Origin of the sequence: Streptomyces sp. NPDC047981 (assembly GCF_040653315.1) — a bacterium.
Taxonomy (GTDB): Bacteria; Actinomycetota; Actinomycetes; order Streptomycetales; family Streptomycetaceae; genus Streptomyces.
The window spans coordinates 1-25,409 of the sequence record NZ_JBEZNQ010000014.1 but is presented as its reverse complement, the minus strand read 5'-3'; the positions used below and the strand labels follow the sequence as shown (position 1 = coordinate 25,409).

Annotated in this window: 23 protein-coding genes; 14 read left to right on the top strand and 9 right to left on the bottom strand. The window is 72.7% G+C overall.

Annotated features, from left to right (window positions below; genetic code table 11):
* Window positions 1–40: 40 nt before the first annotated feature.
* The 3 genes from AB0E14_RS11140 (at window position 41) to AB0E14_RS11130 (ending at window position 2,858) form a co-directional block, all read left to right on the top strand.
* Window positions 41–1,051, top strand: a complete 1,011-nt coding sequence (locus AB0E14_RS11140; protein ID WP_362414899.1) for an NUDIX hydrolase — start codon at window positions 41–43, stop codon at window positions 1,049–1,051.
* Window positions 1,048–1,878, top strand: coding sequence for an MBL fold metallo-hydrolase (locus AB0E14_RS11135; RefSeq protein WP_362414897.1), 831 nt, complete (start codon window positions 1,048–1,050; stop codon window positions 1,876–1,878). The genes AB0E14_RS11140 and AB0E14_RS11135 overlap by 4 nt, the downstream gene beginning before the upstream one ends.
* Before the next feature lie 95 nt (window positions 1,879–1,973).
* On the top strand, window positions 1,974–2,858 hold the full coding sequence (locus AB0E14_RS11130) for a prohibitin family protein (RefSeq protein WP_362414895.1): 885 nt from the start codon (window positions 1,974–1,976) through the stop codon (window positions 2,856–2,858).
* A 98-nt stretch (window positions 2,859–2,956) separates the two neighbouring features.
* Here AB0E14_RS11130 and AB0E14_RS11125 read toward each other — a convergent pair whose 3' ends face one another.
* Entirely contained in the window at window positions 2,957–3,631 is a 675-nt protein-coding gene (locus tag AB0E14_RS11125) for a Crp/Fnr family transcriptional regulator (protein ID WP_015034542.1), read from the bottom strand.
* 253 nt (window positions 3,632–3,884) lie between these two features.
* Between AB0E14_RS11125 and nth the strand changes: the two genes are divergently transcribed.
* From nth to AB0E14_RS11110, 3 genes are all read left to right on the top strand, one after another.
* The gene (nth, locus tag AB0E14_RS11120) at window positions 3,885–4,910 is read left to right on the top strand and encodes an endonuclease III (RefSeq protein WP_362414893.1); all 1,026 of its coding nucleotides are present in this window, start codon (window positions 3,885–3,887) and stop codon (window positions 4,908–4,910) included.
* A 110-nt stretch (window positions 4,911–5,020) separates the two neighbouring features.
* Window positions 5,021–5,707: a CoA pyrophosphatase gene (locus tag AB0E14_RS11115; protein WP_362415094.1), complete on the top strand. Its 687-nt coding sequence runs from the start codon at window positions 5,021–5,023 to the stop codon at window positions 5,705–5,707.
* An 85-nt stretch (window positions 5,708–5,792) separates the two neighbouring features.
* Complete coding sequence (locus tag AB0E14_RS11110) at window positions 5,793–6,992, top strand: MarP family serine protease (protein ID WP_362414891.1); 1,200 nt, start codon at window positions 5,793–5,795, stop codon at window positions 6,990–6,992.
* A 54-nt stretch (window positions 6,993–7,046) separates the two neighbouring features.
* Here the strand turns inward: AB0E14_RS11110 and AB0E14_RS11105 are convergent, their stop codons facing one another.
* The 6 genes from AB0E14_RS11105 to AB0E14_RS11080 all read right to left on the bottom strand — a co-directional run bounded on the left by AB0E14_RS11105 (window position 7,047) and on the right by AB0E14_RS11080 (window position 15,187).
* Window positions 7,047–7,235, bottom strand: a complete 189-nt coding sequence (locus AB0E14_RS11105; RefSeq protein WP_362005960.1) for a hypothetical protein — start codon at window positions 7,233–7,235, stop codon at window positions 7,047–7,049.
* 143 nt (window positions 7,236–7,378) lie between these two features.
* Complete coding sequence (locus AB0E14_RS11100; protein ID WP_362414888.1) at window positions 7,379–8,323, bottom strand: alpha/beta hydrolase; 945 nt, start codon at window positions 8,321–8,323, stop codon at window positions 7,379–7,381.
* Window positions 8,320–8,817, bottom strand: coding sequence for a phage holin family protein (locus AB0E14_RS11095; protein ID WP_362414886.1), 498 nt, complete (start codon window positions 8,815–8,817; stop codon window positions 8,320–8,322). The genes AB0E14_RS11100 and AB0E14_RS11095 overlap by 4 nt, the downstream gene beginning before the upstream one ends.
* A 37-nt stretch (window positions 8,818–8,854) precedes the next feature.
* Window positions 8,855–10,297, bottom strand: a complete 1,443-nt coding sequence (nhaA, locus tag AB0E14_RS11090; protein ID WP_362414884.1) for a Na+/H+ antiporter NhaA — start codon at window positions 10,295–10,297, stop codon at window positions 8,855–8,857.
* Between the two features lie 233 nt (window positions 10,298–10,530).
* Window positions 10,531–12,486 (bottom strand): acetate--CoA ligase, encoded by a 1,956-nt coding sequence (gene acs, locus AB0E14_RS11085; RefSeq protein WP_362414882.1) that lies wholly within the window; start codon window positions 12,484–12,486, stop codon window positions 10,531–10,533.
* A gap of 211 nt (window positions 12,487–12,697) precedes the next feature.
* Window positions 12,698–15,187, bottom strand: coding sequence for a SulP family inorganic anion transporter (locus AB0E14_RS11080; protein ID WP_362414880.1), 2,490 nt, complete (start codon window positions 15,185–15,187; stop codon window positions 12,698–12,700).
* 323 nt (window positions 15,188–15,510) lie between these two features.
* On the opposite strand from AB0E14_RS11080, the gene AB0E14_RS11075 reads away from it, so the two are divergent.
* Complete coding sequence (locus tag AB0E14_RS11075; protein ID WP_362414878.1) at window positions 15,511–16,902, top strand: hypothetical protein; 1,392 nt, start codon at window positions 15,511–15,513, stop codon at window positions 16,900–16,902.
* A 52-nt stretch (window positions 16,903–16,954) separates the two neighbouring features.
* On the opposite strand, the gene AB0E14_RS11070 is transcribed toward AB0E14_RS11075, so the two are convergent.
* The gene (locus tag AB0E14_RS11070; RefSeq protein WP_362414876.1) at window positions 16,955–17,944 is read right to left on the bottom strand and encodes an ATP-binding protein; all 990 of its coding nucleotides are present in this window, start codon (window positions 17,942–17,944) and stop codon (window positions 16,955–16,957) included.
* Between the two features lie 112 nt (window positions 17,945–18,056).
* Between AB0E14_RS11070 and AB0E14_RS11065 the strand changes: the two genes are divergently transcribed.
* Entirely contained in the window at window positions 18,057–18,884 is an 828-nt protein-coding gene (locus AB0E14_RS11065) for an oxidoreductase (protein ID WP_362414874.1), read from the top strand.
* 329 nt (window positions 18,885–19,213) lie between these two features.
* Here AB0E14_RS11065 and AB0E14_RS11060 read toward each other — a convergent pair whose 3' ends face one another.
* Window positions 19,214–20,080 carry an HAD-IB family hydrolase gene (locus AB0E14_RS11060; RefSeq protein WP_362414872.1) on the bottom strand — a complete coding sequence of 289 codons (867 nt, stop codon included), beginning with the start codon at window positions 20,078–20,080 and terminating at the stop codon, window positions 19,214–19,216.
* A 673-nt stretch (window positions 20,081–20,753) separates the two neighbouring features.
* Between AB0E14_RS11060 and ssd the strand changes: the two genes are divergently transcribed.
* From ssd to AB0E14_RS11030, 6 genes are all read left to right on the top strand, one after another.
* Window positions 20,754–21,806, top strand: coding sequence for a septum site-determining protein Ssd (gene ssd, locus AB0E14_RS11055; protein WP_362415092.1), 1,053 nt, complete (start codon window positions 20,754–20,756; stop codon window positions 21,804–21,806).
* Window positions 21,803–22,975, top strand: a complete 1,173-nt coding sequence (locus AB0E14_RS11050; protein WP_362414870.1) for a TadA family conjugal transfer-associated ATPase — start codon at window positions 21,803–21,805, stop codon at window positions 22,973–22,975. The genes ssd and AB0E14_RS11050 overlap by 4 nt, the downstream gene beginning before the upstream one ends.
* Window positions 22,972–23,856: a type II secretion system F family protein gene (locus AB0E14_RS11045; RefSeq protein ID WP_362414868.1), complete on the top strand. Its 885-nt coding sequence runs from the start codon at window positions 22,972–22,974 to the stop codon at window positions 23,854–23,856. Before AB0E14_RS11050 ends, AB0E14_RS11045 begins: the two co-directional genes overlap by 4 nt.
* The gene (locus AB0E14_RS11040; RefSeq protein ID WP_362414866.1) at window positions 23,853–24,620 is read left to right on the top strand and encodes a type II secretion system F family protein; all 768 of its coding nucleotides are present in this window, start codon (window positions 23,853–23,855) and stop codon (window positions 24,618–24,620) included. The genes AB0E14_RS11045 and AB0E14_RS11040 overlap by 4 nt, the downstream gene beginning before the upstream one ends.
* 62 nt (window positions 24,621–24,682) lie before the next feature.
* On the top strand, window positions 24,683–24,943 hold the full coding sequence (locus AB0E14_RS11035; protein WP_362414864.1) for a DUF4244 domain-containing protein: 261 nt from the start codon (window positions 24,683–24,685) through the stop codon (window positions 24,941–24,943).
* Entirely contained in the window at window positions 24,930–25,289 is a 360-nt protein-coding gene (locus AB0E14_RS11030) for a TadE family type IV pilus minor pilin (RefSeq protein ID WP_362414862.1), read from the top strand. The genes AB0E14_RS11035 and AB0E14_RS11030 overlap by 14 nt, the downstream gene beginning before the upstream one ends.
* Window positions 25,290–25,409: the final 120 nt, after the last annotated feature.

Below are 25,409 nucleotides of genomic sequence, written 5' to 3'. Positions count from 1 at the left end.
GGCTCTCGTGCATCACGGTAGTTGCGCATACCATCCGGCCATGCCGAATGGTCAGTGGTACCCACCGGAATGGCCCGACCGCATCCGCGCCCTCGCGGCGGGTGAGCTCACGCCCGCGGCCCCCAGGCGGGCGGCGACCGTCCTGCTGCTGCGCGACGCCGCCGACGGGCCGCACGTCCACATGCTGCGGCGGCGCGCCTCCATGGCCTTCGCGGGCGGCGCGTACGCCTATCCCGGTGGCGGGGTCGACCCGCGCGACGAGCACCCGGTGCGCTGGGCCGGGCCCTCCTTGGAGAGCTGGGCCGAGCGACTCGGCGTCACGGGTACGCAGGAGGCGCAGGCGATCGTCTGCGCGGCCGTGCGCGAGACCTTCGAGGAGGCGGGCGTCCTGCTCGCCGGGGAGACCGCGGACTCCGTGGTCGACGACACGACGGGGGAGGACTGGGAGAAGGACCGCGAGGCGCTGGTCGCCCGCGAGCTGTCCTTCGCCGACTTCCTCGACCGGCGCGGGCTCGTCCTGCGCTCCGACCTGCTCGGCGCGTGGGCGCGGTGGATCACGCCGGAGTTCGAGTCCCGGCGGTACGACACCTGGTTCTTCGTGGCCGCCCTGCCGGCCGGTCAGCGCACCCGGGACGTCTCGACGGAGGCGGACCGCACGGTCTGGATCCGTCCGGCCGACGCCGCGGCCGGCTACGACCGGGGCGAGCTGACGATGATGCCGCCGACGATCTCGACCCTGCGCGGCCTCGAACGCTTCGGTACGGCCGCCGGGGCGCTGGCCGCGGCCGAGGACCAGGACCTGACCCCCGTACTGGCGCAGGCCCGCCTCGAAGGGGACGAGCTGATCCTGAGCTGGCCGGGCCACGAGGAGTTCACCAAGCACATCCCGACGGGGTCCGGCAACGGCGCGGGCACGGACGCGGGCACGGACGCGGGCGCGGACTCCGGCACGGGCGCGGGCACGGGCGCGGACTCCGGGACCGGCGTGGGCACGGGCGCGGACTCCGGCAACGGCAGCGGCAGCGCTCCGGAGTCCGGGGGTGCGCGGTGACCGCCGCGGGTTCGCTGCCGGGGCAGCCGAGGGGCGGGGTGCTCTCCGGTCCCGCGACCGCCCGTACCGTCAACGTCCTCGCGCCCAACCCGTCCGCGATGACCCTGGACGGCACCAACACCTGGATCGTCTCCGAGCCCGACTCCGACCTGGCCGTCGTCATCGACCCGGGCCCGCTCGACGACGGCCACCTCCACCACGTCGTCGCGACCGCCGAGAAGCTCGGCAAGCGGGTCGCGCTCACCCTCCTCACGCACGGCCACCCCGACCACGCCGAGGGCGCGGGCCGGTTCGCCGAGCTGACCGGGACGCGGGTGCGCGCCCTGGACCCGGCGCTGCGCCTCGGCGACGAGGGTCTCGGCGCGGGGGACGTCATCACCGTCGGCGGTCTGGAGCTGCGGGTCGTACCGACCCCCGGTCACACCTCGGACTCGCTCTCCTTCCATCTGCCCGCCGACCGGGCGGTCCTGACGGGCGACACGATCCTGGGGCGCGGCACGACGATCGTCGCCCACCCCGACGGGCGGCTCGGCGACTATCTGGACTCGCTGCGCCGACTGCGTTCGCTCACGGTCGACGACGGGGTGCACACCGTGCTGCCGGGCCACGGGCCGGTCCTGGAGGACGCCCAGGGCGCCGTGGAGTTCTACCTCGCGCACCGTGCGGGACGGCTCGCCCAGGTGGAGACGGCGGTCGAGAACGGCCACCGGACGCCGTCGGAGGTGGTCGCCCATGTGTACGCGGACGTGGACCGCTCGCTGTGGCCGGCCGCCGAACTCTCCGTGCGGGCACAGCTGGAGTACCTGCGGGAGCACGGTCTGATCTGACCGTCCGCCCCCGTCCACCCCCGAGGGCGCGCGGCGCACGGGGCGTGCTTTACGCTCCGCTTACCTTTTGACCGTAGTCCTCGGGGGGAAAGCCTGTGTTCGTCATATCGATTCTGCTGCTCGTCGCGGCGGTCGTGCTGTTCTTCATCGGCCGGTCCAACGACTCGAAGGGGCTGAAGCTGGGCGCGCTCGGCGCGGTCCTCGCGGGCGCGTTCTCGCTGATCGCCTCCATGACGTACGTCGTCAGCGCGTACGAGGTCGGTGTCCCGGTCGCCTTCGGCAAGGTGGGTCAGCCGATGACCTCGGGCATGCACGTCAAGTCGCCGTTCACCGATGTCACGACCTTCTCCACCCGCCCCGTCGACCTCAACCTCTCCGACAAGGACGTGGTCGAGGTCCGTTCCTCGCAGGGTGGCGTGATGGAGGTCGAGGTGACCGTGAAGTGGGCGGTCACGCCCGCCAAGGCCGTCGAGCTGTACCGGCTCGCGGGCAGCGAGGAGTCGATCCAGACGAGGCTGGTCTACCCGGACAGCCGGGAGATCGTCCGTAACGTCTTCGCCCGCTACACGAGCGAGCAGGGCTACGCGAGCGACCGCGAGAAGATCAACGCCGAGATCGGCGCGCTCATCAAGGAGCGCCTCGCCCCGCGCGGGATCGACGTCACCGCCGTCAACCTGCGCAACGTGAAGCCCTCGGCGGCGCTGCAGACCCAGATCGACCGCAAGATCCAGCAGCAGCAGGCCACCGAGCGTGCCACCGAGGCGGCCCGCACGGCCAAGGCCGAGGCCGACCGGCGCCGTATCGAGGCCGAGGGCATCGCCCGCGCCAACAAGATCCTCAACGAGTCGCTGACCGACAAGGTCCTGGCGAACCAGTGCATCGACGCCTACAAGGAGGCCGCGGCGAAGAACCCGGTGTACGCGGTTCCGTGCGGCAGCGGCACGGGCACCCCGGTGATCGTGGACGGCTCGAAGCGCTAGTCGCCCGTACGCGCCTGCAGGCGTCCGTACGCGTCCGTACGCGAGAAGGCCGCCCCGGTTCCAGGACCGGGGCGGCCTTCTCGTACGTACGGGAGGGGTCAGCGCGAGCGCTTCGCGAGCCGCTCCACGTCCAGCAGGATCACGGCGCGGGCCTCCAGGCGCAGCCAGCCGCGCTGGGCGAAGTCCGCGAGGGCCTTGTTGACCGTCTCGCGGGAGGCGCCGACCAGCTGGGCCAGCTCTTCCTGGGTGAGGTCGTGGACGACGTGGATGCCCTCCTCCGACTGCACGCCGAAGCGGCGCGACAGGTCGAGGAGCGCGCGGGCGACGCGGCCCGGCACGTCGGAGAAGACCAGGTCGGACATCTGGTCGTTGGTCTTGCGGAGCCGGCGGGCGACCGCGCGCAGCAGGGCGGTGGCCACCTCGGGGCGGGCGTTCAGCCAGGGCTGGAGGTCGCCGTGGCCGAGGCCGAGCAGCTTGACCTCGGTCAGCGCGGTCGCGGTGGCGGTGCGCGGGCCCGGGTCGAAGAGGGACAGCTCGCCGATCAGCTCGCCGGGGCCGAGGACGGCGAGCATGTTCTCGCGGCCGTCGGGGGACGTGCGGTGGAGCTTCACCTTGCCCTCGGTGACCACGTACAGGCGGTCGCCGGGGTCTCCCTCGTGGAAGAGCGCGTCGCCACGGGCGAGCGTCGCTTCACTCATCGAGGCGCGCAGCTCCGCGGCCTGCTCGTCATCGAGCGCCGCGAAGAGCGGGGCGCGCCGCAGAACGTCGTCCACGAGTTCTCTCCTATGTCGACCTGCTCAGGGGACCTTGATCCCATGATGCCGGACGCACAAAACAGTGCGATCAATCACAACAAGTTTGACGTACCGAACCGCCCGTCCGTACGTCAGGGCCCCGATTGGGTCCTCATCGGCCGTGCCCGGGGCGGATGTCAGTGGCGGCCCTTAGGCTGGCCGGGTGTCCAACTCGCCGGTGAGAGCGCAGGCCAAGGGGGCTGGGAGAGTGTCCGCGAAGGGTAATTCCGCTGTGGGCGAACAGGGTGCCTCGAAGCGGACAAATGTCGCGAAACGCACGCCGAAGGCCGCCCCGGAGCCCGACCGGAAGCCCGCGCAGAAGTCTGCCCGGACGCCCGCGAAGCGCACGGCGAAGGCGGCCGGCGCGACGGCGGGCTCGAAGGCGGGCGGCGCGACGGCGAGCGCGAAGGCCGCCCCGAGGACGGCTTCGAAGACGGCCTCGAAGACGGCCCCGAAGGCCGCTCCCAAGGCCGCGAAAGCGGAATCCCGGCTCGGGATGGTCCGCCGGGCCAGGAAGATCAACCGGGAGCTGGCCGAGGTCTATCCGTACGCCCACCCCGAGCTGGACTTCCGGAACCCCTTCGAACTGCTCGTCGCCACCGTTCTCTCCGCCCAGACGACGGACCTGCGGGTCAACCAGACCACCCCCGCGCTCTTCGCCGCGTACCCGACGCCCGAGGACCTGGCCGCCGCCGTCCCCGAGGAGGTCGAGGAGCTGATCAGGCCCACCGGCTTCTTCCGCGCGAAGACCAAGTCGATCATGGGTCTCGCGGCCGCCCTCAGGGACGACTTCGGCGGCGAGGTCCCCGGCCGCCTCGACGACCTGGTCAAACTGCCCGGCGTGGGCCGCAAGACCGCCTTCGTCGTCCTCGGCAACGCCTTCGGGGTGCCCGGGATCACCGTCGACACCCACTTCATGCGCCTCGCCCGCCGCTGGAAGTGGACCGAGAGCGACGACCCGGTCAAGATCGAGGCCGAGGTCGCCGAGATCTTCCCGAAGAGCGAGTGGACGATGCTCTCGCACCGGGTGATCTTCCACGGCCGCCGTATCTGCCATGCCCGCAAGCCCGCCTGCGGCGCCTGCCCGATCGCCCCGCTCTGCCCGGCGTACGGCGAGGGCGAGACGGACCCGGACAAGGCGAAGAAGCTCCTGAAGTACGAGAAGGGCGGCTATCCGGGCCAGCGCCTCAACCCGCCGCCGGACTACCCCGGCCGTCCGGCCGCCCCCGCCACCGGCGTGGCCCCGGGCGCCGAGTGACACCGGTCCGGGGGACCTGGGGGAACGAACCCACGCACGGATCGCGTTGTGAATCACGGGGGTGTCTGCCTATGACGCGCACGGACGAAGAGACCGAAGAGACCGACGGCATGCCACCGGGCGTGGGTGCCGGCGGCCTGGTGCGCCGGGACGGGCTGCCCGACTGGCTCGCCCCCGTCGACCGGGCCGCGCGCGGCGTCCGGCCCGAGCAGCTCAGCCGCTTCCTGCCGCCCGCGAGCGGCGCCGGACGCCAGTCCGCCGTCCTGATCCTCTTCGGCGACGGGGAGCGCGGCCCGGAGCTGCTGCTCATGGAGCGCTCGGGCTCGCTCCGCTCGCACGCGGGCCAGCCCTCCTTCCCCGGCGGCGCTCTGGACCCCGAGGACGGCGACCCGGCCGACGGAGGCCTGCTGCGGGCCGCCCTGCGCGAGGCCGAGGAGGAGACCGGCCTCGACCCGGCCGGCGTGCAGCTCTTCGGCGTCCTGCCCCAGCTCTACATCCCGGTCAGCGGCTTCGTCGTCACCCCCGTCCTCGGCTGGTGGCGCGCCCCCAGCCCGGTCGGGGTCGTCGACCCCGCCGAGACCGCCCGGGTCTTCACCGTGCCCGTGGCGGATCTCACGGACCCCGCGAACCGCGCGACCGCCATCCACCCCAGTGGCCACGCGGGTCCCGCGTTCCTTGTCGCATCTGCCCTGGTCTGGGGTTTTACCGCCGGAGTGATCGACCGGCTACTGCACTACGCCGGCTGGGAGCGGCCGTGGGACCGGGCCAAGCAGGTCCCGCTCGACTGGCGGTCATGACAGGCTGACCCAGGAACGGACCGACCCGGAGCTGGGGCGACCCTGGTCCGGGGCGACCGAAGACGGAACTGCGAGGCTATTGACGGTGAACGTGCTGGACATCCTGCTGCTGCTCGCCGCCGTGTGGTTCGCGATCATCGGCTACCGCCAGGGCTTCGTGGTCGGCATCCTGTCGGTCATCGGCTTTCTCGGCGGCGGTCTCGTCGCCGTCCTGCTGCTCCCGATCATCTGGGACCAGCTGACGGACAACTCCGAGGTGTCGACCACGGCGACCGTCGTCTTCGTGGTCGTGGTGATCGTCTGCGCCTCGGTCGGCCAGGCCTTCACCACCCACCTCGGGAACAAGCTGCGCCGCCACATCACCTGGTCCCCGGCGCGCGCCCTGGACGCCACCGGCGGCGCGCTGGTCAACGTGGTCGCCATGCTCCTGGTGGCCTGGCTTCTCGGCTCCGCCCTCGCCGGCACCTCGATGCCCACGCTCGGCAAGGAGGTCCGCAGCTCCAAGGTGCTGCTCGGCGTGGAGCAGGTGATGCCCGATCAGGCGTCCACCTGGTTCACCAACTTCACCTCGACGCTCGCGCAGAACGGCTTCCCGCAGGTCTTCAGCCCGTTCGCCAACGAGCCCATCACCGAGGTCCGCCCGCCGGACCCGGCGCTCGCCGGCAGCCCGGTCGCGGCCCAGGCCCAGCGCGCCATCGTCAAGGTCGTCGGTACGGCCCCGAGCTGCGGCAAGGTCCTCGAAGGCACCGGCTTCGTCTTCGACGAGCGCCGGGTCATGACCAACGCCCACGTGGTCGGGGGCGTCGACGAGCCGACGGTCCAGATCGGCGGCGAGGGCAAGCTGTACGACGCGAAGGTCGTCCTCTACGACTGGCAGCGCGACATCGCCGTCCTGGACGTGCCGAACCTGAACGTCAAGCCCCTGCAGTTCACCGACCAGGACGCCCGCAGCGGCGACAGCGCGATCGTCGCGGGCTTCCCCGAGAACGGCTCGTACGACGTCCGCTCGGCGCGCGTCCGGGGCCGTATCAACGCCCAGGGCCCGGACATCTACCACCGCGGCGAGGTGCGCAGGGACGTGTACTCCCTGTACGCGACGGTCCGTCAGGGCAACTCCGGCGGCCCGCTGCTCACCGCGGACGGCAAGGTGTCCGGGGTGATCTTCGCCCGCTCCCTCGACGACAAGAACACCGGCTACGCCCTGACGGTCGACGAGATCCGCGAGGACATCGTCCAGGGTCGCGCGGCGACCCAGCAGGTCGACAGCCAGGGGTGTGCGCTGTAGAAGGCGGCGAAGGCGGGGGCGGTGCGCCCGGGCCGGGTCCCGGGTGCGCCCGACTCAGTCCCGGGTGTGCCTGAGCCGGGCCGAGACCCAGCGGGCCCGGCGGCGCAGGATGCGCGGGATCCCGATCTCCTGCACGGGATGCGAGCGGCCCTGTTCCTGTGGGCCGCTCCTTTCGTGTGAGCCCGGCCCAGCGGCCGAGCGGCGGTTGCGTGCTGTGTCACCGAAGTCGTGCGTCCAGCCCATACCTCGACGTCTGCCCGTGCCCCAAGGTCGGTAACCGCCCCGGGGCCCGCCAATTGGAGTATGCGCCGGGCACATGGCCGTTCGGGGAACGGACGTACGGAGTCGGGGTGCTGACGGTGCGCCGACCCCGTGCCGACGGGGTGTCAGCGGTCCGGCTCGGGGTCCTTGAGCCAGTTGATCAGCTCCGTGGAGAACGCCACCGGGTCCTCCTCGTGGGGGAAGTGCCCGAGGCCGTCGAAGAGCCGCCAGCGGTACGGCGCCTCCACGTACTGGCCCGATCCCGCCGCGCTGCGGGTCCGCATCACCGGGTCCATGGAGCCGTGCAGATGCAGCGTGGGCACCCGCACCGGGCGCTTCATGCGCCGGTTGAACTGGATGCCGTCGGGGCGGGCCAGCGAGCGCACCATCCACCGGTACGGCTCGATCGAGCAGTGGGCCGTCGACGGGATGCAGATCGCCCGCCGGTAGACCGCGATCGCCTCCTCGTCCGGCAGGCCGGGGCCGGACCAGTCCTCGATCAGCCGGCCCACCAGGGCCGCCTCGTCCGCGACGAGCTGACGTTCCGGCAGCCACGGGCGCTGGAAGCCCCACACGTACGATCCGGCGCGGGACTGCGAGAAGTCCGACAGCATCGCCGAGCGCCAGCGGCGCGGGTGCGGCATCGAGGAGACCGCGAGCCGGCGCACCAGCTTGGGCCGCATGACCGCCGCCGTCCAGGCGAGGTAGCCGCCCAGGTCGTGGCCGACCAGCGCCGCGTCCGGCTCGCCGAGGGAGCGGATGACGCCCGTGATGTCGAGCGCCAGGTTGGCGGGGTCGTAACCCCGGGGCGTGCGGTCGCTGCCGCCGACGCCCCGCAGGTCCATGGCCACGGCCCGGAAGCCGGCGTCGGCGAGCGCGGGCAGCTGGTGGCGCCAGGTCCACCAGAACTGCGGGAACCCGTGCAGGAGCAGGACCAGCGGCCCGTCGCCCATCTCGGCGATGTGGAAGCGCGCTCCGTTGGCGGCCACGTCGCGGTGGGTCCACGGACCGTCGATCCGGACGGGGCTGCCGACGGGGCCGCTGCCGTTGCTGCTCTCGGGGACGGTCATGTGGACGAGCGTCCCACAGCCGCGACCTTGTCCTGGACCGCGGCGGGCAGCGCCACCTGTTCGGGGCGCGGGTGCGGCTTGGCGTTCTGCAGGATCGCGGCGGTCTGCTTGGCCGAGGCGATGGACTTCTCCGGCGGCTTGACCTTCTTGAACTTGGCGTACGCGATCAGCCCGAGCAGCCCGGCGAGCAGCACGTTCGCCGCGAAGGAGAGCAGGAAGCACCAGGCGAGGTTCCAGCCGCCCTCGCCGTTGTGGCCGCCGGTCCAGGCGTTGATGCCGTACGCGAGCGCGAAGCTCAGCATCGGCAGCGAGAAGAGGAGCACCGTGGCGGCCGTCACGCCGGCCGCGCCGCCGATGGCGCCCCGCTTGACGTCCTGTCGGATCTCGGCCTTGGCCAGCGCGATCTCGTCGTGCACCAGCGCGGACATCTCGGCGGTCGCCGAGGCGACCAGCTGGCCGAGGCTGCGCTCGGCTCCGTTGACCGGGTCGCTCATCGCTGCTCCCTCTTCTCTTCTACGGTCCGACCTCAGATCATGCCGGACTGTCGTCGTCATCGCGCGATGCCCCCGCCAATAGGGCGCGCTCTCGGTGCTCGGCGGCCTTGCGCTCGTAGATGGCGGCCATCCGGAGGTGGTACTCGGGGTTGTCCTCCTCGTAGATGTCCGGGATGCCGTCCTGGTCCTCGTCGCGCTCCTCCTCCGCCATCAGTGCCTCGTACTTCCGCACGCGCAGCTTGAGCAGGATCGTGGCGAGGACGGCCGCCGTGAGCGAGCCGATCAGGACGGCCGCCTTGACCTCCTCCGTCAGCGTCGGGTCGCCCTCGAAGGCCAGTTCGCCGATGAGGAGGGAGACGGTGAAGCCGATGCCGGCGAGGGAGGCGACGGCGAAGACGTCCGGCCAGGCCAGGTCGCTGTTGAGCTCCGCGCGGGTGAAGCGGGCGGCGAGCCAGGTGCCGCCGAAGATGCCGACGGCCTTGCCGACGACCAGGCCGAGGATCACACCGAGGGTGACGGGGTTGGTGGAGACCTCGGCGATGGACTTGCCGGTGATGGTGACGCCCGCGGAGAACAGCGCGAACAGGGGCACCGCGATGCCCGCGGAGAGCGGCCGGACCAGGTGCTCGATGTGCTCGCCGGGGGAGTGCTCCTCGCCCTCGCGCTTGGTGCAGCGCAGCATCAGGCCCATGGCGACACCGGCGATGGTGGCGTGGATGCCGCTGTTGTACATCAGGCCCCAGATGACCAGGGCGAGCGGGACGTAGATGTACCAGCCGCGGACGCCCTTGCGCAGCAGCAGCCAGAAGACGGCGAGGCCGACGAAGGCGCCGGCGAGCGCGGCGAAGTTCAGGTCGCCGGTGAAGAACACGGCGATGATCAGGATGGCGAAGAGGTCGTCGACGACGGCGAGCGTGAGCAGGAACGCGCGGAGCGCGGACGGCAGCGAGGTGCCGATGACGGCGAGGACCGCGAGGGCGAAGGCGATGTCCGTGGCGGTGGGCACGGCCCAGCCCTGCATCGAGCCGCCGCCGATGAGGTTGGTGAGTACGTAGACGAGGGCCGGTACGGCCATGCCGCAGAGGGCGGCGATGACGGGGAGCGCGGCGGCCTTGGGGTCGCGCAGCTCGCCCGCGACCAGCTCGCGCTTGAGCTCGATACCGGCGACGAAGAAGAAGATCGCGAGGAGGCCGTCGGCCGCCCAGTGCTGGATCGAGAGGTCCAGGCCGAGAGCGGCCGGGCCTATGTGGTAGTTCCGTACCGTTTCGTAGCTGTCGCTGAGGCCGGTGTTCGCCCAGACGAGGGCGGCGACGGCGGCCACGAGCAGGAGCACGCCACCGACGGTCTCGGCGCGCAGTGCGTCGGCCACGAATCGTCGCTCGGGCAGCGACAGTCGGCCGAGGAACTTGCGGTCGGTGCGGGTGGGTGCGGGCGCGGGCACGGCGGGCGACCTCCGGTCGGTAGGCAGGGCGAAGCACATGCCGACCAGACTTCCCGGCGCACCTAGGTATTTCTGTCGCGTCTCTGACGCGATCTTTACTTTACCTAACGAGCGAGGGTTGTGTCCGGCGATCTTCACTTTAAGTACAAGGCCGCACTCCGGCTCGTTGGAGACAAAGCGCCCATAGAGGTGTGAAGGGGGTTATTTACGCCAAAGGGCGCCCGCTCCAGATGGACCGGAGCGGGCGCCCTACGGGAAGCGGGGGTTGGGGCTCAGTCCTCGCTGGCCGCGCTCGGCAGCTTCGTCTGGATGAGGTCCATGACGGAGGAGTCCGTGAGCGTCGTCACATCGCCGAGCTCCCGGTTCTCCGCCACGTCCCGCAGCAGGCGGCGCATGATCTTGCCGGACCGGGTCTTCGGCAGCTCGGCCACCGGCAGGATGCGCTTCGGCTTCGCGATCGGGCCGAGCGTCGTACCGACGTGGTTGCGCAGCTCGGCGACGAGGCCCTCGTCCTCGCTCGCCGTACCGCGCAGGATCACGAAGGCGACGATCGCCTGTCCGGTCGTCTCGTCGGCCGCGCCCACGACCGCCGCCTCGGCGACGGCCGGGTGCGAGACCAGCGCCGACTCGACCTCGGTGGTGGAGATGTTGTGCCCGGAGACGAGCATGACGTCGTCGACCCGGCCCAGCAGCCAGATGTCGCCGTCCTCGTCCTTCTTCGCGCCGTCGCCGGCGAAGTACTTGCCCTCGAAGCGCGACCAGTACGTGTCCAGGAAGCGCTGGTCGTCACCCCAGATGGTGCGGAGCATCGACGGCCACGGCTCGGTGAGGACCAGGTAGCCGCCGCCCCCGTCGGGTACCTCGTTGGCCTCGTCGTCGACGACGGTCGCGGAGATGCCGGGGAGCGGGCGCTGGGCGGAGCCCGGCTTGGTCTCGGTGACGCCGGGCAGCGGCGAGATCATCATCGCGCCGGTCTCGGTCTGCCACCAGGTGTCCACGATGGGGGTCTTCCCGGCGCCGATGTGCTCGCGGTACCAGACCCACGCCTCGGGGTTGATCGGCTCGCCGACCGAGCCCAGCACGCGCAGGCTCGACAGGTCGAACTTGGCGGGGATGTCGTCGCCCCACTTCATGAACGTGCGGATCGCGGTGGGCGCCGTGTAGAGGATCGTGACGCCGTACTTCTGGACGATCTCCCAGAACCGGCCCTGGTGCGGGGTGTCCGGGGTGCCCTCGTAGATGACCTGCGTCGCGCCGTTGGAGAGCGGCCCGTAGGTGATGTACGAGTGTCCGGTGACCCAGCCGATGTCGGCGGTGCACCAGTAGACGTCGGTCTCCGGCTTGAGGTCGAAGACGGCGTGGTGGGTGTAGGACGCCTGGGTGAGGTAGCCGCCGGAGGTGTGCAGGATGCCCTTGGGCTTACCCGTCGTCCCCGAGGTGTAGAGGATGAAGAGCGGGTGCTCGGCGTCGAACGCCTCGGGGGTGTGCTCGGTGGACTGGCGGCCGACGATGTCGTGCCACCAGACGTCCCGGCCCTCGGTCCAGTCGACGTCCTGGCCCGTACGGCGGACCACGAGGACGTTGTCCACGCCGGCGCCCCGGGTCAGGGCCTCGTCGACGGCGGGCTTCAGAGCGCTGGGCTTGCCGCGGCGGTAGCCGCCGTCGGCGGTGATCACCAGCTTGGCGTCGGCGTCCGCCACGCGGGTGGCGATGGCGTCGGCCGAGAAGCCGCCGAAGACCACGGAGTGCGCGGCGCCGATGCGGGCGCAGGCCAGCATCGAGACGACGGCCTCGGGGATCATCGGCAGGTAGATGGCGACCCGGTCGCCGGAGGTGACGCCCAGCTCGGTCAGGGCGTTGGCCGCCTGCGAGACCTCGTCCTTGAGCTGGGCGTAGGTGAGGGCGCGGCCGTCGCCCGGCTCGCCCTCGAAGTGGATGGCGACCCTGTCGCCGTGACCGGCCTCGACATGGCGGTCCACGCAGTTGTACGCCACGTTCAGCGTGCCGTCGGCGAACCACTTGGCGAACGGCGGGTTCGACCAGTCGAGGGTCTCGGTCGGCTCGGTGGCCCAGGTGAGGCGCTTCGCCTGCTCGGCCCAGAAGCCAAGCCTGTCCGCCGCGGCCTGCTCGTAGGCCTCCGCCGTCACGTTGGCGTGCGCGGCCAGCTCGGCGGGCGGCGCGAACCGCCGCTCCTCCTTGAGCAGGTTGGCCAGGCTCTCGTTGCTCACGACATCTCCCTTTCCCAGGGCGTCCTATGTGCCTATGTGTCCCGCGTCATAGCTCATCAGTCAGAGGGCCGGGTGACAAGAGTCTCCAGGCAATTGGTTTAGACCTGTGAGCCGACGGGGGTGCGCGGTGGCGGGATGCGCGGTGGCCCCTCCGTCCCGAGCGGTAGGACGAAGGGGCCACCCAGTCTCACGGACGCGCGGGCGGGACGGTTCAGGACGCGCGGGCGTCCGTCAGGTCGTCGACGCGGGACGCGGCGACCCGGTCGTCGTCGACGGTCCGCGCGAGCACCTCGTCGGGCGGTGCGGGGTGCTGCGCGAGGCGGTCTTCGGACTCCTCGGCCCGCCCCTCCGGTCGTCCGGCCGGTCCCGACGGTGCGACGCGGTCGAAGACGTCCTCGTAGCGGTGCTGCTCGTCCGGCGCGGCCAGCAGATACGCCTGTGCCTCGCCGACGTGGAAGTACATCCCGTGCAGTGTCAGCGTGCCCTCGGCGAGCCGCCGCGCCACCGACTCGTACGCCCGCAGGTGCTCCAACTGCTGGACCACGTTGGTCAGACAGAGCTGCTCCACCGCGTCGGCCGGCAGCCGTCCCGAGATCCGGGCCCAGGCGTGGTGCCGGCTCGCCATCCGCTCCAGGCTGGGCTTCCCGTGCCGCAGCCAGCGCCGCAACGGGGTCCGCGGGGCGTCCGGCGCGCTGTTCATGAGGGCCTGCATGGCGCCGCAGCCGGAGTGTCCGCAGATGGTGATCGACTGGACCCGCAGCACCTCCACCGCGTACTCGATCGCCGCCGCGACCGAGTCGTCGCCGCTCTCCTCGCCGGGCAGCGGAACGAGATTGCCCACGTTCCGCACGGTGAACAGGTCACCGGGGCCGCTTGAAGTGATCATGCTCGTCACCAGGCGGGAATCGGCGCAGGTGAGGAAGAGCTGCGAGGGGCGCTGGCCCTCGCGGGCCAGCCGGGCGAGCTCGTCGCGCACGAGCGGCGCCGTGTTGCGCTGGAACTTGCCGATGCCGCTCGCCAGTTGGTGCCCGGTGGCCGGCCGGTCGTCGGTCGCCGGCCGATGCCCCGTCGCCCGGCGCGTCTCGTCGGCGGGGTGATGGTGCCCGCCGCAGTGGTTGCGCCAGGGCGTCCAGGGGCGGCAGCACGCGTGGGAGGCCGGGTCGGGCTCGGCGATCCGGGCGCCGGACGGGCCGGTCACCTCGACCTCGCCGCCGAGACGGACCTGGCTCGCCTGCCAGTCGTGCAGGGTCTCGTACGCCGCGTGGTCCATGAACGACCCGTCCAGCTCGACGACGACCCGGGCTCCCTGGGGCAGTTGGTGCAGCGCCCGGCTCAGCCGGGGAACGGCGAGGAACGTCAACTGCCCGCGGATGCGCACCAGGTGGCGGCCGTCCCGCTCCTCGCGGGTGATCCGGGTCTTGGTGAGGCGGTGCATGGCGACGGCGGTGGCCACGGCGATCCCGAGCGCGACGCCTTCGAGGATGCCGACGAGGACGACTCCGCTGACCGTCACGGCGTACACCAGGACCTCGCGGTGGCGGGTGACGCTGCGGATGTGCGTGATGCTGACCATCTGGATGCCGACGACCATGACGAGCGCGGCGAGCGCGGGCAGCGGGATCAGGTCGAGGACCGGGACCAGGAGGAGCGCGGCGAGCACGATCCACAGGCCGTGCAGCATCGTGGAGTTACGGCTCACGGCGCCGGCCGAGACGTTGGCGACGCTGCGCACCGCGACCCCGGCGACCGGGAGCCCGCCGAGGGCGCCCGAGACGACGTTCGCGGCGCCCTGGCCGGCCAGTTCGCGGTCGAGCCGGGACCGGGGCACGCCGTGCCCGTGGTCCGCGCGGGCGGCCACCAGCTTGTCCACGGCGACCGCGGAGAGCAGCGACTGCACGCTGGTGACCAGGGTGATCGTGAGGACGCCCGCCGCGATGCCGAGGACGGGGCCCTCCGGCAGCCCGGGCAGGGCGTGACTGCTCCAGGAGGGCAGGTCGACGCGCGGGACGGCGAGCCCGGCGAGCGTGGCAGCGGCCGTCGCGGCGGCCACGGCGGCGAGGGCGGCCGGGACCTTCCGCAGCAGCCGTCCCGTACGGCCCGGCAGGCGTGGCCACAGCAGGAGCAGGGCCACGGTGAGCGCACTGATCACCAGCGCGGCCGGGTGCACGTCGGCCACCTGCGAGGGCAGGCCGACGACGTTGTCCACGGCGGAGCTCTGCGGGGTGCCGCCGAGCACGATGTGGAGTTGCGCGAGGGCGATGGTCACGCCGATGCCGGCGAGCATGCCGTGCACGATCGCGGGGGAGACCGCGAGGGCCGAGCGGGCCACCCGCAGGGCGGACAGGCCGAGTTGGGCGAAGCCGGCGAGGACGGTGATGGCGCAGGTGGTGCGCCAGCCGTAGCGCTGGATCAGCTCGGCGGTGACCACCGTGAGGCCCGCGGCGGGGCCGCTGACCTGGAGCGGCGAGCCGCCGAACCGGCCGGCGACGATACCGCCGACGGCCGCGGCCACGAGTCCGGCCTGGAGTGGGGCTCCGGTGGCGAGGGCGATACCGAGGGAGAGCGGCAGCGCGATCAGGAAGACGGCGATCGACGCGGACACGTCGGCGCCTGCGATACGGAAGCGGCGGGCGGGGCCGCCGTCGGGCGGGCTGTGCGGTCGCTGGTCGGGGGTTCGGCGCAGGGGTGAGCAGAGTGTCATGTGTTCCCGTCTTCTCCGGGGCAGCGCGGTCGCGGCTCGTGCGGGACGAACGTGGGGGTCGCGGCCGTGGGTCACGGCGTGCAGTGGCGGGATGACCGGGCGGCGACACACGCCGTGCGGGGCGACGGCGACTATCAACGCTCAGTAAATGGATCGTAATGGAGAGTAAAGACTGCGGCATTATTTTCGGGGCAAACAGGGCAATGATTCACCGGTTGGGGTGACAGTCCGTTGCCGTTCCGCTTGTCGTTTCATCGTTCCGGGCTCCGTGGTGCGACGTTGACGCCGCTCGCACCCGTACGGAACCGAGGAGAGGTGGGCGGATGTCAGCCGCCGGGAGAAGGACCACTGTCCGCACTGTCCGCAGGAGGGCCCTCGGCGTCGGTGCCCTCGCCGTCGCCCTGATGACTTGCCTCGCCGGCTGCTCGGATTCCTCGGGGTCGGCGCCGAAGGAGAAGGGCGCCCCCGGGGCGAAGAAGCCCGCCCCGGCCGCCGCGCCGAACGCGCCGCGCCTGATCGGTGACGGCTCCACCGCCTTCACCGGCGCGCAGCCGCGCCAGCCCGTCTGGAAGAAGCTCGAACCGGGGCAGCAGCCCCCGCAGTTCGTGGTGTTCTCCTGGGACGGCGCGGGCGAGGACAGTCAGAAGCTCTTCTCCCACTTCCGTGAGGTGGGCAAGAAGTACGACGCGACCATGACCTACTTCCTCAGCGGCGTGTACCTCCTGCCCGAGGACAAGCGCACGCTCTACGACCCGCCGGGCCACGCGGCCGGCCGCTCCGACATCGGCTTCAACGACACCGAGGGCATCCGTGCCACCGTCCGCGAACTGCGCGGCGCCTGGCAGGAGGGCAACGAGGTCGGCACGCACTTCAACGGCCACTTCTGCGGGCCGGAGAGCGGCGTCGGCACCTGGTCGGTCGAGGACTGGAAGAGCGAGATCGGTCAGGCCAAGTCCTTCGTGAAGAACTGGAAGACGAACTCGGGCCTGACCGCCGAGCAGCCCCTGCCGTTCGACTACGACAAGGAGCTGGTCGGCGCCCGTACGCCCTGCCTGGAGGGTCGCGAGAACTTCGTGAAGGCCGCCTCCGAGCTGGGCTTCCGCTACGACACCAGCGGCGTCAACGACCAGATCTGGCCGAAGAAGGACCACGGCCTGTGGGACCTGTCGATGCACCTGGTACCGATGCCCGGCCGGGCGTTCCAGACGCTCTCGATGGACTACAACTTCATGGTCAACCAGTCGGGCACCAGGACCCAGGGCGACCCCTCGCAGCACGAGTACTGGGGCAACCAGATGCGGGACGGTCTGGTGCAGGCCTTCAACCGCTCGTACCACGGCAACCGGGCGCCGGTCGTGATCGGCAACCACTTCGAGTCCTGGAACGGCGGCACGTACATGCGCGCCATCGAGGAGACCATCGCCACGGTCTGCGTACAGAAGGACGTGAAGTGCGTGTCCTTCCGGCAGCTCGCGGACTGGCTCGACGCCCAGGATCCCGCCGTCATCGCGAAGATGCGGACCCTGAAGGTCGGCGAGGCCCCGCAGGGCGGCTGGTCGACCTTCCTGGCCTCGCAGCCGCAGGCGCCGTCGGACCCGCTGGCTCCGCCGGCGAAGCCGCTGACGGGCTCCGAGCCCCTGGCGGGATCCGAGCCTGTGGCGGGATCCGAGCCGGTGGCCGGATCCGCGCCGCTGAGGGAGCCCGGACAGGACTGAGCCGCCCTCGGGGCGGCCGCTGTTCAGCCGGGCTGGGCGCCCGTACCGCCGCTCAGCCGGTCTGGGCGGCGACGGCCCGCTCCTCGCCGAGGACGAAGCCGGGGTCGACCTGCGCCGCCAGGTCGACCCCGGTCTTGGCGTTGCCCCAGCTCTCCGCGTTCCGCAGGTGGAAGTGGACCATCTGGCGCGTGTACCGCTCCCAGTCGCGCCGCTCGTACGAGTCGTCCGCGGCGTTCTGGAGGGCCTGCAGCGCCATCCGGTTGTCGGCCTCCAGGAGCTCGAAGCGGGCGGGGCGGCCCTTCTCCATGGCGCGCACCCAGTCCGAGTGGCCCACCGTCACCAGCAGGTCGTCGCCCACCTCGGCGCGCAGGAAGTCCACGTCGTCCTGGCCCTGCACCTTGTTGCCGACGACCTTGAGGGCGACGCCGAAGTCCCGCGCGTACTCCTTGTACTGGCGGTAGACCGACACCCCCTTGCGAGTCGGTTCGGCGACCAGGAACGTCATGTCGAAGCGGGTGAACATCCCCGAGGCGAACGAGTCCGAGCCGGCCGTCATGTCGACGACCACGTACTCGTCGACCCCGTCGACGAGGTGGTTCAGGCAGAGCTCCACGGCGCCCACCTTGGAGTGGTAGCAGGCCACCCCGAGGTCCGACTCGGTGAACGGCCCCGTCGCCATCAGCCGGATCTCGCCGTCGTCCAGCCGGACCGTCCGGGCGCAGGTCTCGTACACCGGGTTGTCCTCGCGCACCCGCAGCAGGCGCGAGCCCTCGCCGGGCGGGGTCGTCTTGATCATCGAGTCCGCCGAGGCGATCCGCGGGTTCGCGCCCCGCAGATACTCCTTGATCATCGGCAGATGCGCGCCCATCGCGGGCAGCGCGGCCGCCTGGGCCTCGTCGAGCCCGAGCGCGGCCCCGAGGTGCTGGTTGATGTCGGCGTCCACCGCGACGACGGGGGCTTCATTGGCGGCCAGATGGCGGATGAAGAGCGAGGACAGCGTGGTCTTGCCGCTGCCGCCCTTCCCTACGAAAGCGATCTTCATGTTCACGAAGCGTAGCGCCATGACTGCGTCGCGTGGTCGAGGTCCGTGAAGAAGACCACTCCAAGGTGGGGCGGGCCGGGGTGGGCGCCGCGGGCGCGTAGCCTCCCTACTTATGAGTACGCACGCCTCTGACCCCCTGGCCGCCCTCGGCTCCCTGCCGGGCGTCGCCGACTCGGTGGACTCCGTACGCAAGGCCGTCGACCGGGTCTACGGCCACCGCGTCATGCGGCGCCGCAGCAACGAGATCACCTCCGAGGCCGCCCTGCGCGGGGCGCGCGGCTCGGCGGCGCTGTCCGGCGCCGACTGGGCCCTGGAGGAGGTCCGCCGGCGTACCGACTTCGGCGGCGACGCCGAAGCGCGGACGGTGGGCGCGGCCCTGCGGCTCGGCGCCGAGTCGGGTCAGCTGCTCTCCATCTGGCGCCAGTCCCCGCTGCGGGTGCTCGCCCGGCTCCACCTGGTCGCGGTCGGCGACACCCCCGACTTCGGGGACTCCGTCGGCAGGCCGCGGCAGCCGGGCGAGGCGGTGGACGAGCCGCTGATCGAGGCGCCGCTGCCGGATCCTGCGGAGGTCGCAGGGCGGCTCGACGGGCTCAGCGAGCTGATCATCGCGGGCGGTACGGCCCCGGCGCTGGTGACGGCCGCCGTGGTCCACGGCGAACTGCTCGCGCTGCGCCCGTTCACCTCGTACAACGGGCTGATCGCGCGGGCTGCCGAGCGGATCGTGCTGATCGGCAGCGGGCTGGACCCCAAGGCGATCTGCCCGGCGGAGGTCGGGCACGCGGAGCAGGGGCGTGCGGCGTACGTCGCCGCGTTCGAGGGGTACCTGTCGGGGACCCCGGAGGGCATGGCGGCCTGGATCGCCCACTGCGGGCGGGCCGTGGAGCTGGGAGTCCGGGAGTCGACGGCGGTCTGCGAGGCGCTGCAGCGCGGCGCGGCGTGAGACGTTCCTGCGGTGGGGGCGGTCTGAACCACCCCTGACAAAGGGTTGCGGCGGTACCAGTCCTGGTACCGCCGCTGGCACGTCTGCCGAGTTACCAAGCGTCCTCGATATGTGCCCATCAAGCGGGGAACTTTGCCCATCGCCTGGTGCGGCTGGCCCGTAATCGACGGGTCGACGTCGCGTGGGTGCTCAGCTTCTGTGCGTGGTCCGTGGGGCCTTCTTGCTCAACAGGTGATCCTCTCGGATGTCCTAGGTCTCGCGGGCCTGATTCCTTTCTACTCCTGTCGGGTGGGAAGCGAAAGTCCTGACTCCAGTTCTTTACTTTCGCCTCAAATCCGGGCAAAGCGATCGGCAAGGGTGGAGTGGCGTCGCCGGTTGGCGTACCAGACGAGACCGGCCGTCGCGGCGGCCGCGCCCACGGCGGCGGCAGCAAGGAGCGCGGGGCGCGGTGGCATCCGGAACGCGGGCAGTCGCTGCTTGAGGCGGACCGGCTTCTCGAAGGAGAGGATCGGCCAGTCCCGGGCGATCGCCTCACGGCGGAGCGTCCGGTCGGGATTGACCGCGTAGGGGTGGCCCACGGACTCCAGCATCGGTACGTCGGTCGCCGAGTCGCTGTACGCGTAACAGCGTGAGAGGTCGTAGCCCTCGGACTCCGCGAGCTCGTGGATCGCCTCCGCCTTGGTGGGGCCGTAGGCGTAGTACTCCACCTCTCCGGTGAAGCAGCCGTCGTCGCCGACGACCATCCGCGTGGCGACGACGCGATCGGCGCCGAGCATCTCGCCGATCGGTTCGACCACTTCGGCGCCGGAGGTCGAGACGATCACGACGTCCCGGCCGGCGGCGTGGTGCTCCTCGATGAGGGACGCCGCCTCGTCGTAGATGATCGGGTCGATCAGCTCGTGCAGGGTCTCGGCGACGAGCTCCTTGACCTGCGCGACGTTCCAGCCTTTGCAGAGCGCGGAAAGGTATTCGCGCATCCGCTCCATCTGATCGTGGTCGGCGCCGCCCGCGAGGAAGACGAACTGGATGTAGGCCGTCCGCAGGACGGCACGGCGGTTGATCAGTCCGCCTTGGTAGAAGGACTTGCTGAAGGTCAGCGTCGAGGACTTCGCAATGACCGTCTTGTCCAGGTCAAAGAAGGCGGCTGCGCGCGGCATCGAGTGGTTTTCCACGAGCCGAGCATAGGTGGCCGCCATTCGGCGTACCCTCGGGCGTGTGGGTTTGCCTGAGAAGGCTCTCGGGTACACCATGGAAGTCACGGATCGTTCGCGACCGTGCTAACCCGGTCCGGCTCCTCCCCCCCCGAGTCGGCCGGAGAGACGACCCCCGCTCTCCCCCCCGGCGGGGGTCGTCGCATGTCCGGACGCGTTTTCGTCCGCCGGATCCTCATCTCTCCCCCTCTCCGCGGCCGAGTGGCCGCGATGGCCTGATGCCTTCGTTTCGTCACTCAGCGTAGCGGTCAGGATGCTCTCCGGGCATCCCCGGTATGGGGCACGGGGATATTCACATCGGCGGGGTTATCCACAGTTTTTGAGCAAGATCCACACGATTTCCGGGATGGCGCCACGGTGATTCCGACCGCGAACTCCGCGGACGGAAGGAATCACCGATCTCGGCCGTGCGAGGGCGCGGCCGGGATCGCATCGACAGGGGGCGTGTGCTGTGGCGGGAACCATGACTTTCGGACCGGCGAGGGCGGCGAGGACCGCGAGGGCTTCGGGGGCTTCGCCGACGTGGACGGAGGGCGGGGCTTCGAGGGCGCGCGGTGCGCACGGGCCGGCAGGCGGGCGAGCGGCCCCGGGAGCGCGGGGTGCCTCGCGGACCTCGTCGGCGGCCGGGCCGGCCGGGGGCGCTCGTGCGGCCGGGCCGCTGATCGTGACCGAGGACCTCGGGCTCCGCGACGACCTGCTGCGGCTCTGCGCCGCGGCGGGCGCCGAGCCCGAGGTGCACCACACGGTGCCCGAGCGCCGGGCGAGTTGGACCGACGCCCCGCTGGTCCTGGTCGGCACCGACGTGGCGGCGCGCTGCCGTGGGGCGGCGCGCAGGCAGGGGGTGATCCTCGTCGGCCGGGACCCGGACGTGCCCGAGGATCCCGGGGTGTGGCGGCAGGCGGTCGAGATCGGCGCCGACTGCGTGCTGCGGCTGCCGGACGCCGAGAGCTGGCTCGTCGACCGCATCGCCGACGCCACCGAGGGCGCGGGCCGCCAGGCCCTGACCGTCGGTGTCATCGGCGGCCGCGGCGGAGCCGGGGCCTCCACCCTGGCCTGCGCGCTCGCCCTCGCCGCCGCCAGGACCGGGCGGCGCACCCTGCTGGTGGACGGCGACCCGCTCGGCGGCGGTCTCGACGTGCTGCTCGGCGGGGAGCGGGCGGAGGGCCTGCGGTGGCCCGATTTCGTCGCCTCCAAGGGGCGGGTCGGCGGCGGCGCCCTGGAGGAGTCACTGCCCTCGGTGCGCGGGCTGCGGGTGCTCAGCTGGGACCGCGGTGACGCGGTCCTCGTCCCGGCGGAGGCCATGCGCGCGGTCCTCGCGGCGGCGCGCAGGAGGGGCGGGATCGTCGTGGTGGACCTGCCGCGCCGGATCGACGAGGCGGTGACGGAGGCGCTGGCCCAGCTCGACCTCGGACTCCTCGTCGTCCCGGGCGAGTTGCGGGCCGTCGCGGCGGCCCACCGGATCGCCTCGCTCGCCGGCCAGGTCCTCGCCGACCTGCGCGCGGTGGTGCGCGGACCGTACGCGCCCGGGATCGACGAGCAGTGGGTCGCGGACACCCTCGGGCTACCGCTCGCGGGGGAACTCCCGCACGATCCGGGCCTCCTGGCCGCGCTCGACAGCGGGGCGCCGCCGGGCGACGAGGCGCGCGGACCGCTCGGCCGGTTCTGCGCCGCGTTCTGGGAGCGCGCGCTCGCACCGGAGGCCGCCGCGTGACCGCCGCCACGACGCACGGCGGCGGCGCGGGGCTCCTGGAGGCCGTGCGGCAGCGGCTCGCCGAGAGCGGGGCCGAGCCCACCCCGGCCAGGGTGGCGGCGGCCCTGCGGGAACAGGGCAGGCTGCTCGGGGACACGGAAGTCCTGGGCGCGGCCGAGGCGTTGCGCAGCGAACTGGTCGGCACCGGACCGCTGGAGCCGCTGCTCACCGATCCCGCCGTCACCGACGTACTGGTCTCCGGCCCCGACCGGGTCTGGGTCGACCGGGGCAGCGGCCTCGAACTGACCGGGGTCCGCTTCCCGGACGCCCCGGCCGTGCGCCGACTGGCGCAGCGGCTCGCGGCGGTCGCGGGCCGACGCCTCGACGACGCCCGGCCCTGGGTGGACGCCCGGCTGCCGGACGGGACCCGCATGCACGCCGTGCTGCCCCCGGTGGCCGTCGGATCGACGTGCCTGTCGCTCCGGGTCGTGCGGCCCCGGGCCTTCTCCGTGGGGGAGTTGACCCGGGCGGGCACGGTGCCGCCCGGCGGCGAGCGGATCCTGCGCGCCCTGATCGATGCCCGGGTCTCGTACCTGATCTCCGGAGGGACCGGCTCGGGGAAGACGACGCTCCTGTCCACGCTCCTCGGCCTGGTCGGCGAGCGGGAGCGGATCGTCCTCGCGGAGGACTCGGCCGAGCTGCGGCCCGACCATCCGCACGTGGTGCGCCTGGAGGCGCGACCGGCGAACCAGGAGGGCGCGGGTCTGGTGACCCTGCGGGACCTCGTCCGGCAGGCGCTGCGGATGCGGCCGGACCGGCTGGTCGTCGGAGAGGTGCGCGGAGGCGAGGCGGTCGACCTGCTGGCAGCTCTGAACACCGGCCATGAGGGCGGCTCGGGCACGCTCCACGCCAACACGGCGGCGGACGTACCGGCCCGCCTCGAAGCCCTCGGGACGGCGGCGGGACTCGACCGGGCCGCCCTGCACAGCCAGTTGGGGGCAGGACTCTCGGCGGTACTGCATCTCGTACGGGACAGGGCGGGAGTCCGGCGGATCGCGGAGATCCACGTCCTGGAGCGGGACCGGGCGGGGCTCGTGGTCACCGTGCCCGCGCTGCGCTGGGCGGCGTCCGGCTTCGAGCGGGAGCGCGGCTGGGAGCGGCTGCGGTCGCTGATCGGGGGTGGCTCATGACCGCGGACCAGTGGGCGCCGGCCCAGGCCGCGGCGGTGCTGTGTGCCGGGGCGGCGCTGTGGCGGGTGGCCGAGCGGGAGCGCGGAGCGCGCAGGGCGCGCCTGGTGCTCGCGGGTGTCGGGGCTCCGGGCGTGGCGGGGGACCACCGGGGTCCGTCGTGGCGGGCGCTCGGCCTGCGCTGGTGGGCTGCCCTGCGGGGGCGGCGCGCCTGGCTCTGCCTGCCGGTGGCGGCGGTCCTCGCGGTGCTCGGTGAGTCGCCGCTGCCCCTGGTGGCGGGCGCGGTGGCGGTGCCGCTGGTGGGGCGCCGGCTGCGGGCAACGGAGCTGCGCCGGGAGCGGGAGGCGCGGTCCGACGCGGTGGTGGACCTGTGCGGCGCGGTCGCGGCCGAGCTGAGGGCGGGGCGGCAGCCCGCGCGAGCGCTGCGGTTCGCGGTGCGGGCGACCGGGGCGCTCGGGCCGCGGGAGGAGGCGGAGGTGCTTGCGGCGGCCCGGTTCGGAGGCGATGTGGCCCTGGCCCTGCGGAGGGCCGCGCGGCGGGACGGGGCGGACGGGCTGGCCGGTCTCGCGGCCTGCTGGCAGGTCGCGGTCGACGGCGGCGCGGGCCTCGCGGCCGGGCTCGACCGGCTGGAGGCCGCGCTGCGGGAGCACCGGGACCAGCGGGAGCGGCTGCGGGCCCAACTGGCCGGCGCCTGGGCGACGGTGGCCGTGCTCGCGGTGCTCCCGGCCGTCGGTCTCGTGCTCGGTACGGCGCTCGGCGCCCGCCCGCTGCACGTGCTGCTGCACACCCCGGTGGGGCTGGGGTGCCTGGCCGTCGGCGCGGCCCTGGAGGCGGCCGGACTGTGGTGGGCGGCCCGGATCGTCCGAGGAGGGGAGCGCGTGTGACCGGGGAGTTCGTCCACAGCCTGGGGGTGACGGTCGCGGTCCTCGCCTCGCTCGCCTGGGCGGCCTGCGCGGTGGCCGACCGGCGGCGCGAGCGGCGGACGCGGAAACGGGCCGAGACCCTCCTGGGCGCCGGGCCGACGCGAGGGCGACGGTTCGGGAACCGATGCCCGCAGTGGCTGCGGACCTGGTTCGCCCCGCTCGCGACAGCGGCCCTCGTCCTGGCCCTCGTCGGTGGCGTGCCGGGGGGCCTGGCGGGCCTCGCCGCCGGCTGGGGCGTTCGGTGGTGGAGCGCGCGCCGCGCCCCCGCGGTCGGCGACGAGGAGGAGGCCGTACGGCAGTTGCCGCTCGCGGCCGACCTGTTGGCGGCCTGCGCGTCCGCCGGAGCGGGGCCGGGCGAGGCGGCCGAGGCGGTGGGGCGCTCGCTGGGCGGACCGCTCGGCGAGCGGCTGACGCGGACGGCCGGAGAGCTGCGGCTCGGTGGTGAACCGGCCGATGTGTGGCGGAGGTTCGGCGCGATACCGGGAGCCGAGGCCCTGGCCCGCTGCCTGGAGCGGGCCGGCTCCTCGGGGGCGCCCGCCGCCGAGGCCGTCGCACGGCACGCGACCGACCTGCGCGCGGAACGGGCCCGCGCGGCGGCGGCCCGCGCCCAGCGGGCCCAGGTCCTGATCACCGCACCCGTGGGGCTCTGCTTCCTGCCTGCCTTCCTGGCGGTGGGGGTGGCCCCGGTGGTGATCGGCCTCGCGACCGGGCTCCTGCGGAACTGACCACGAAGCACGACGACGCATCACGAAAACGGCGAACACAAGGACCACACATGGGGGTTGGCATGACGAAGACAGTCCGGACGGCTACGGGCACCACCGCGGCCACGGGGGAACGGACGCCGCGCACGCGGCGGACGATCGCCCGGTGGCGGGACCGGCGGGCGGCCGCCCGGGGCGACGCGGGGATGACCACCTCGGAGTACGCGATGGGGACGATCGCGGCGGCCGGGTTCGCGACGGTCCTCTACAAGATCGTGACCAGTGGGTCGGTCTCCGGAGCACTGGAGTCCGTGATCGGGAAGGCGCTCGATGCGCCGTTCTGACGACCGGGGCGCCGTGACCGTGGAGGCGGCGATGGCACTGCCCGCGCTGGTGGTGTTCACCATGGCGCTGGTCTGGGCGCTCGGCGCCGCCGCCGCGCAGATCCAGTGCGTGGACGCGGCGCGGGCCGGGGCGCGGGCGGTGGCCAGGTCCGAGCCGGTGGCCGGCGCAGAGGCGGCCGCCCGGGCGGCCGCGCCGGAGGGCGCGCGGGTCGCGGTCACCCGTTCGGGCGAGCTGTGGCGGGTGACTGTGGAGGCCCCCGCACCCGGTCCTGGCGGCATGGGCCTGACGCTGCGCGCCGGTGCGGCGGCACTCGCCGAGGACACGGTCGGGGTGGGGGAGCCATGAGCGGGGCACGGGCGGGCACGGCGGTCCGCGCGCCGCGTGGTGCCGGCCGGGGACGGCTGCGCGCGCCGCGTGGTGCCGGCCGGGATCGGGGGGTGGCCACGGTGTGGACGGCCTTCGCGG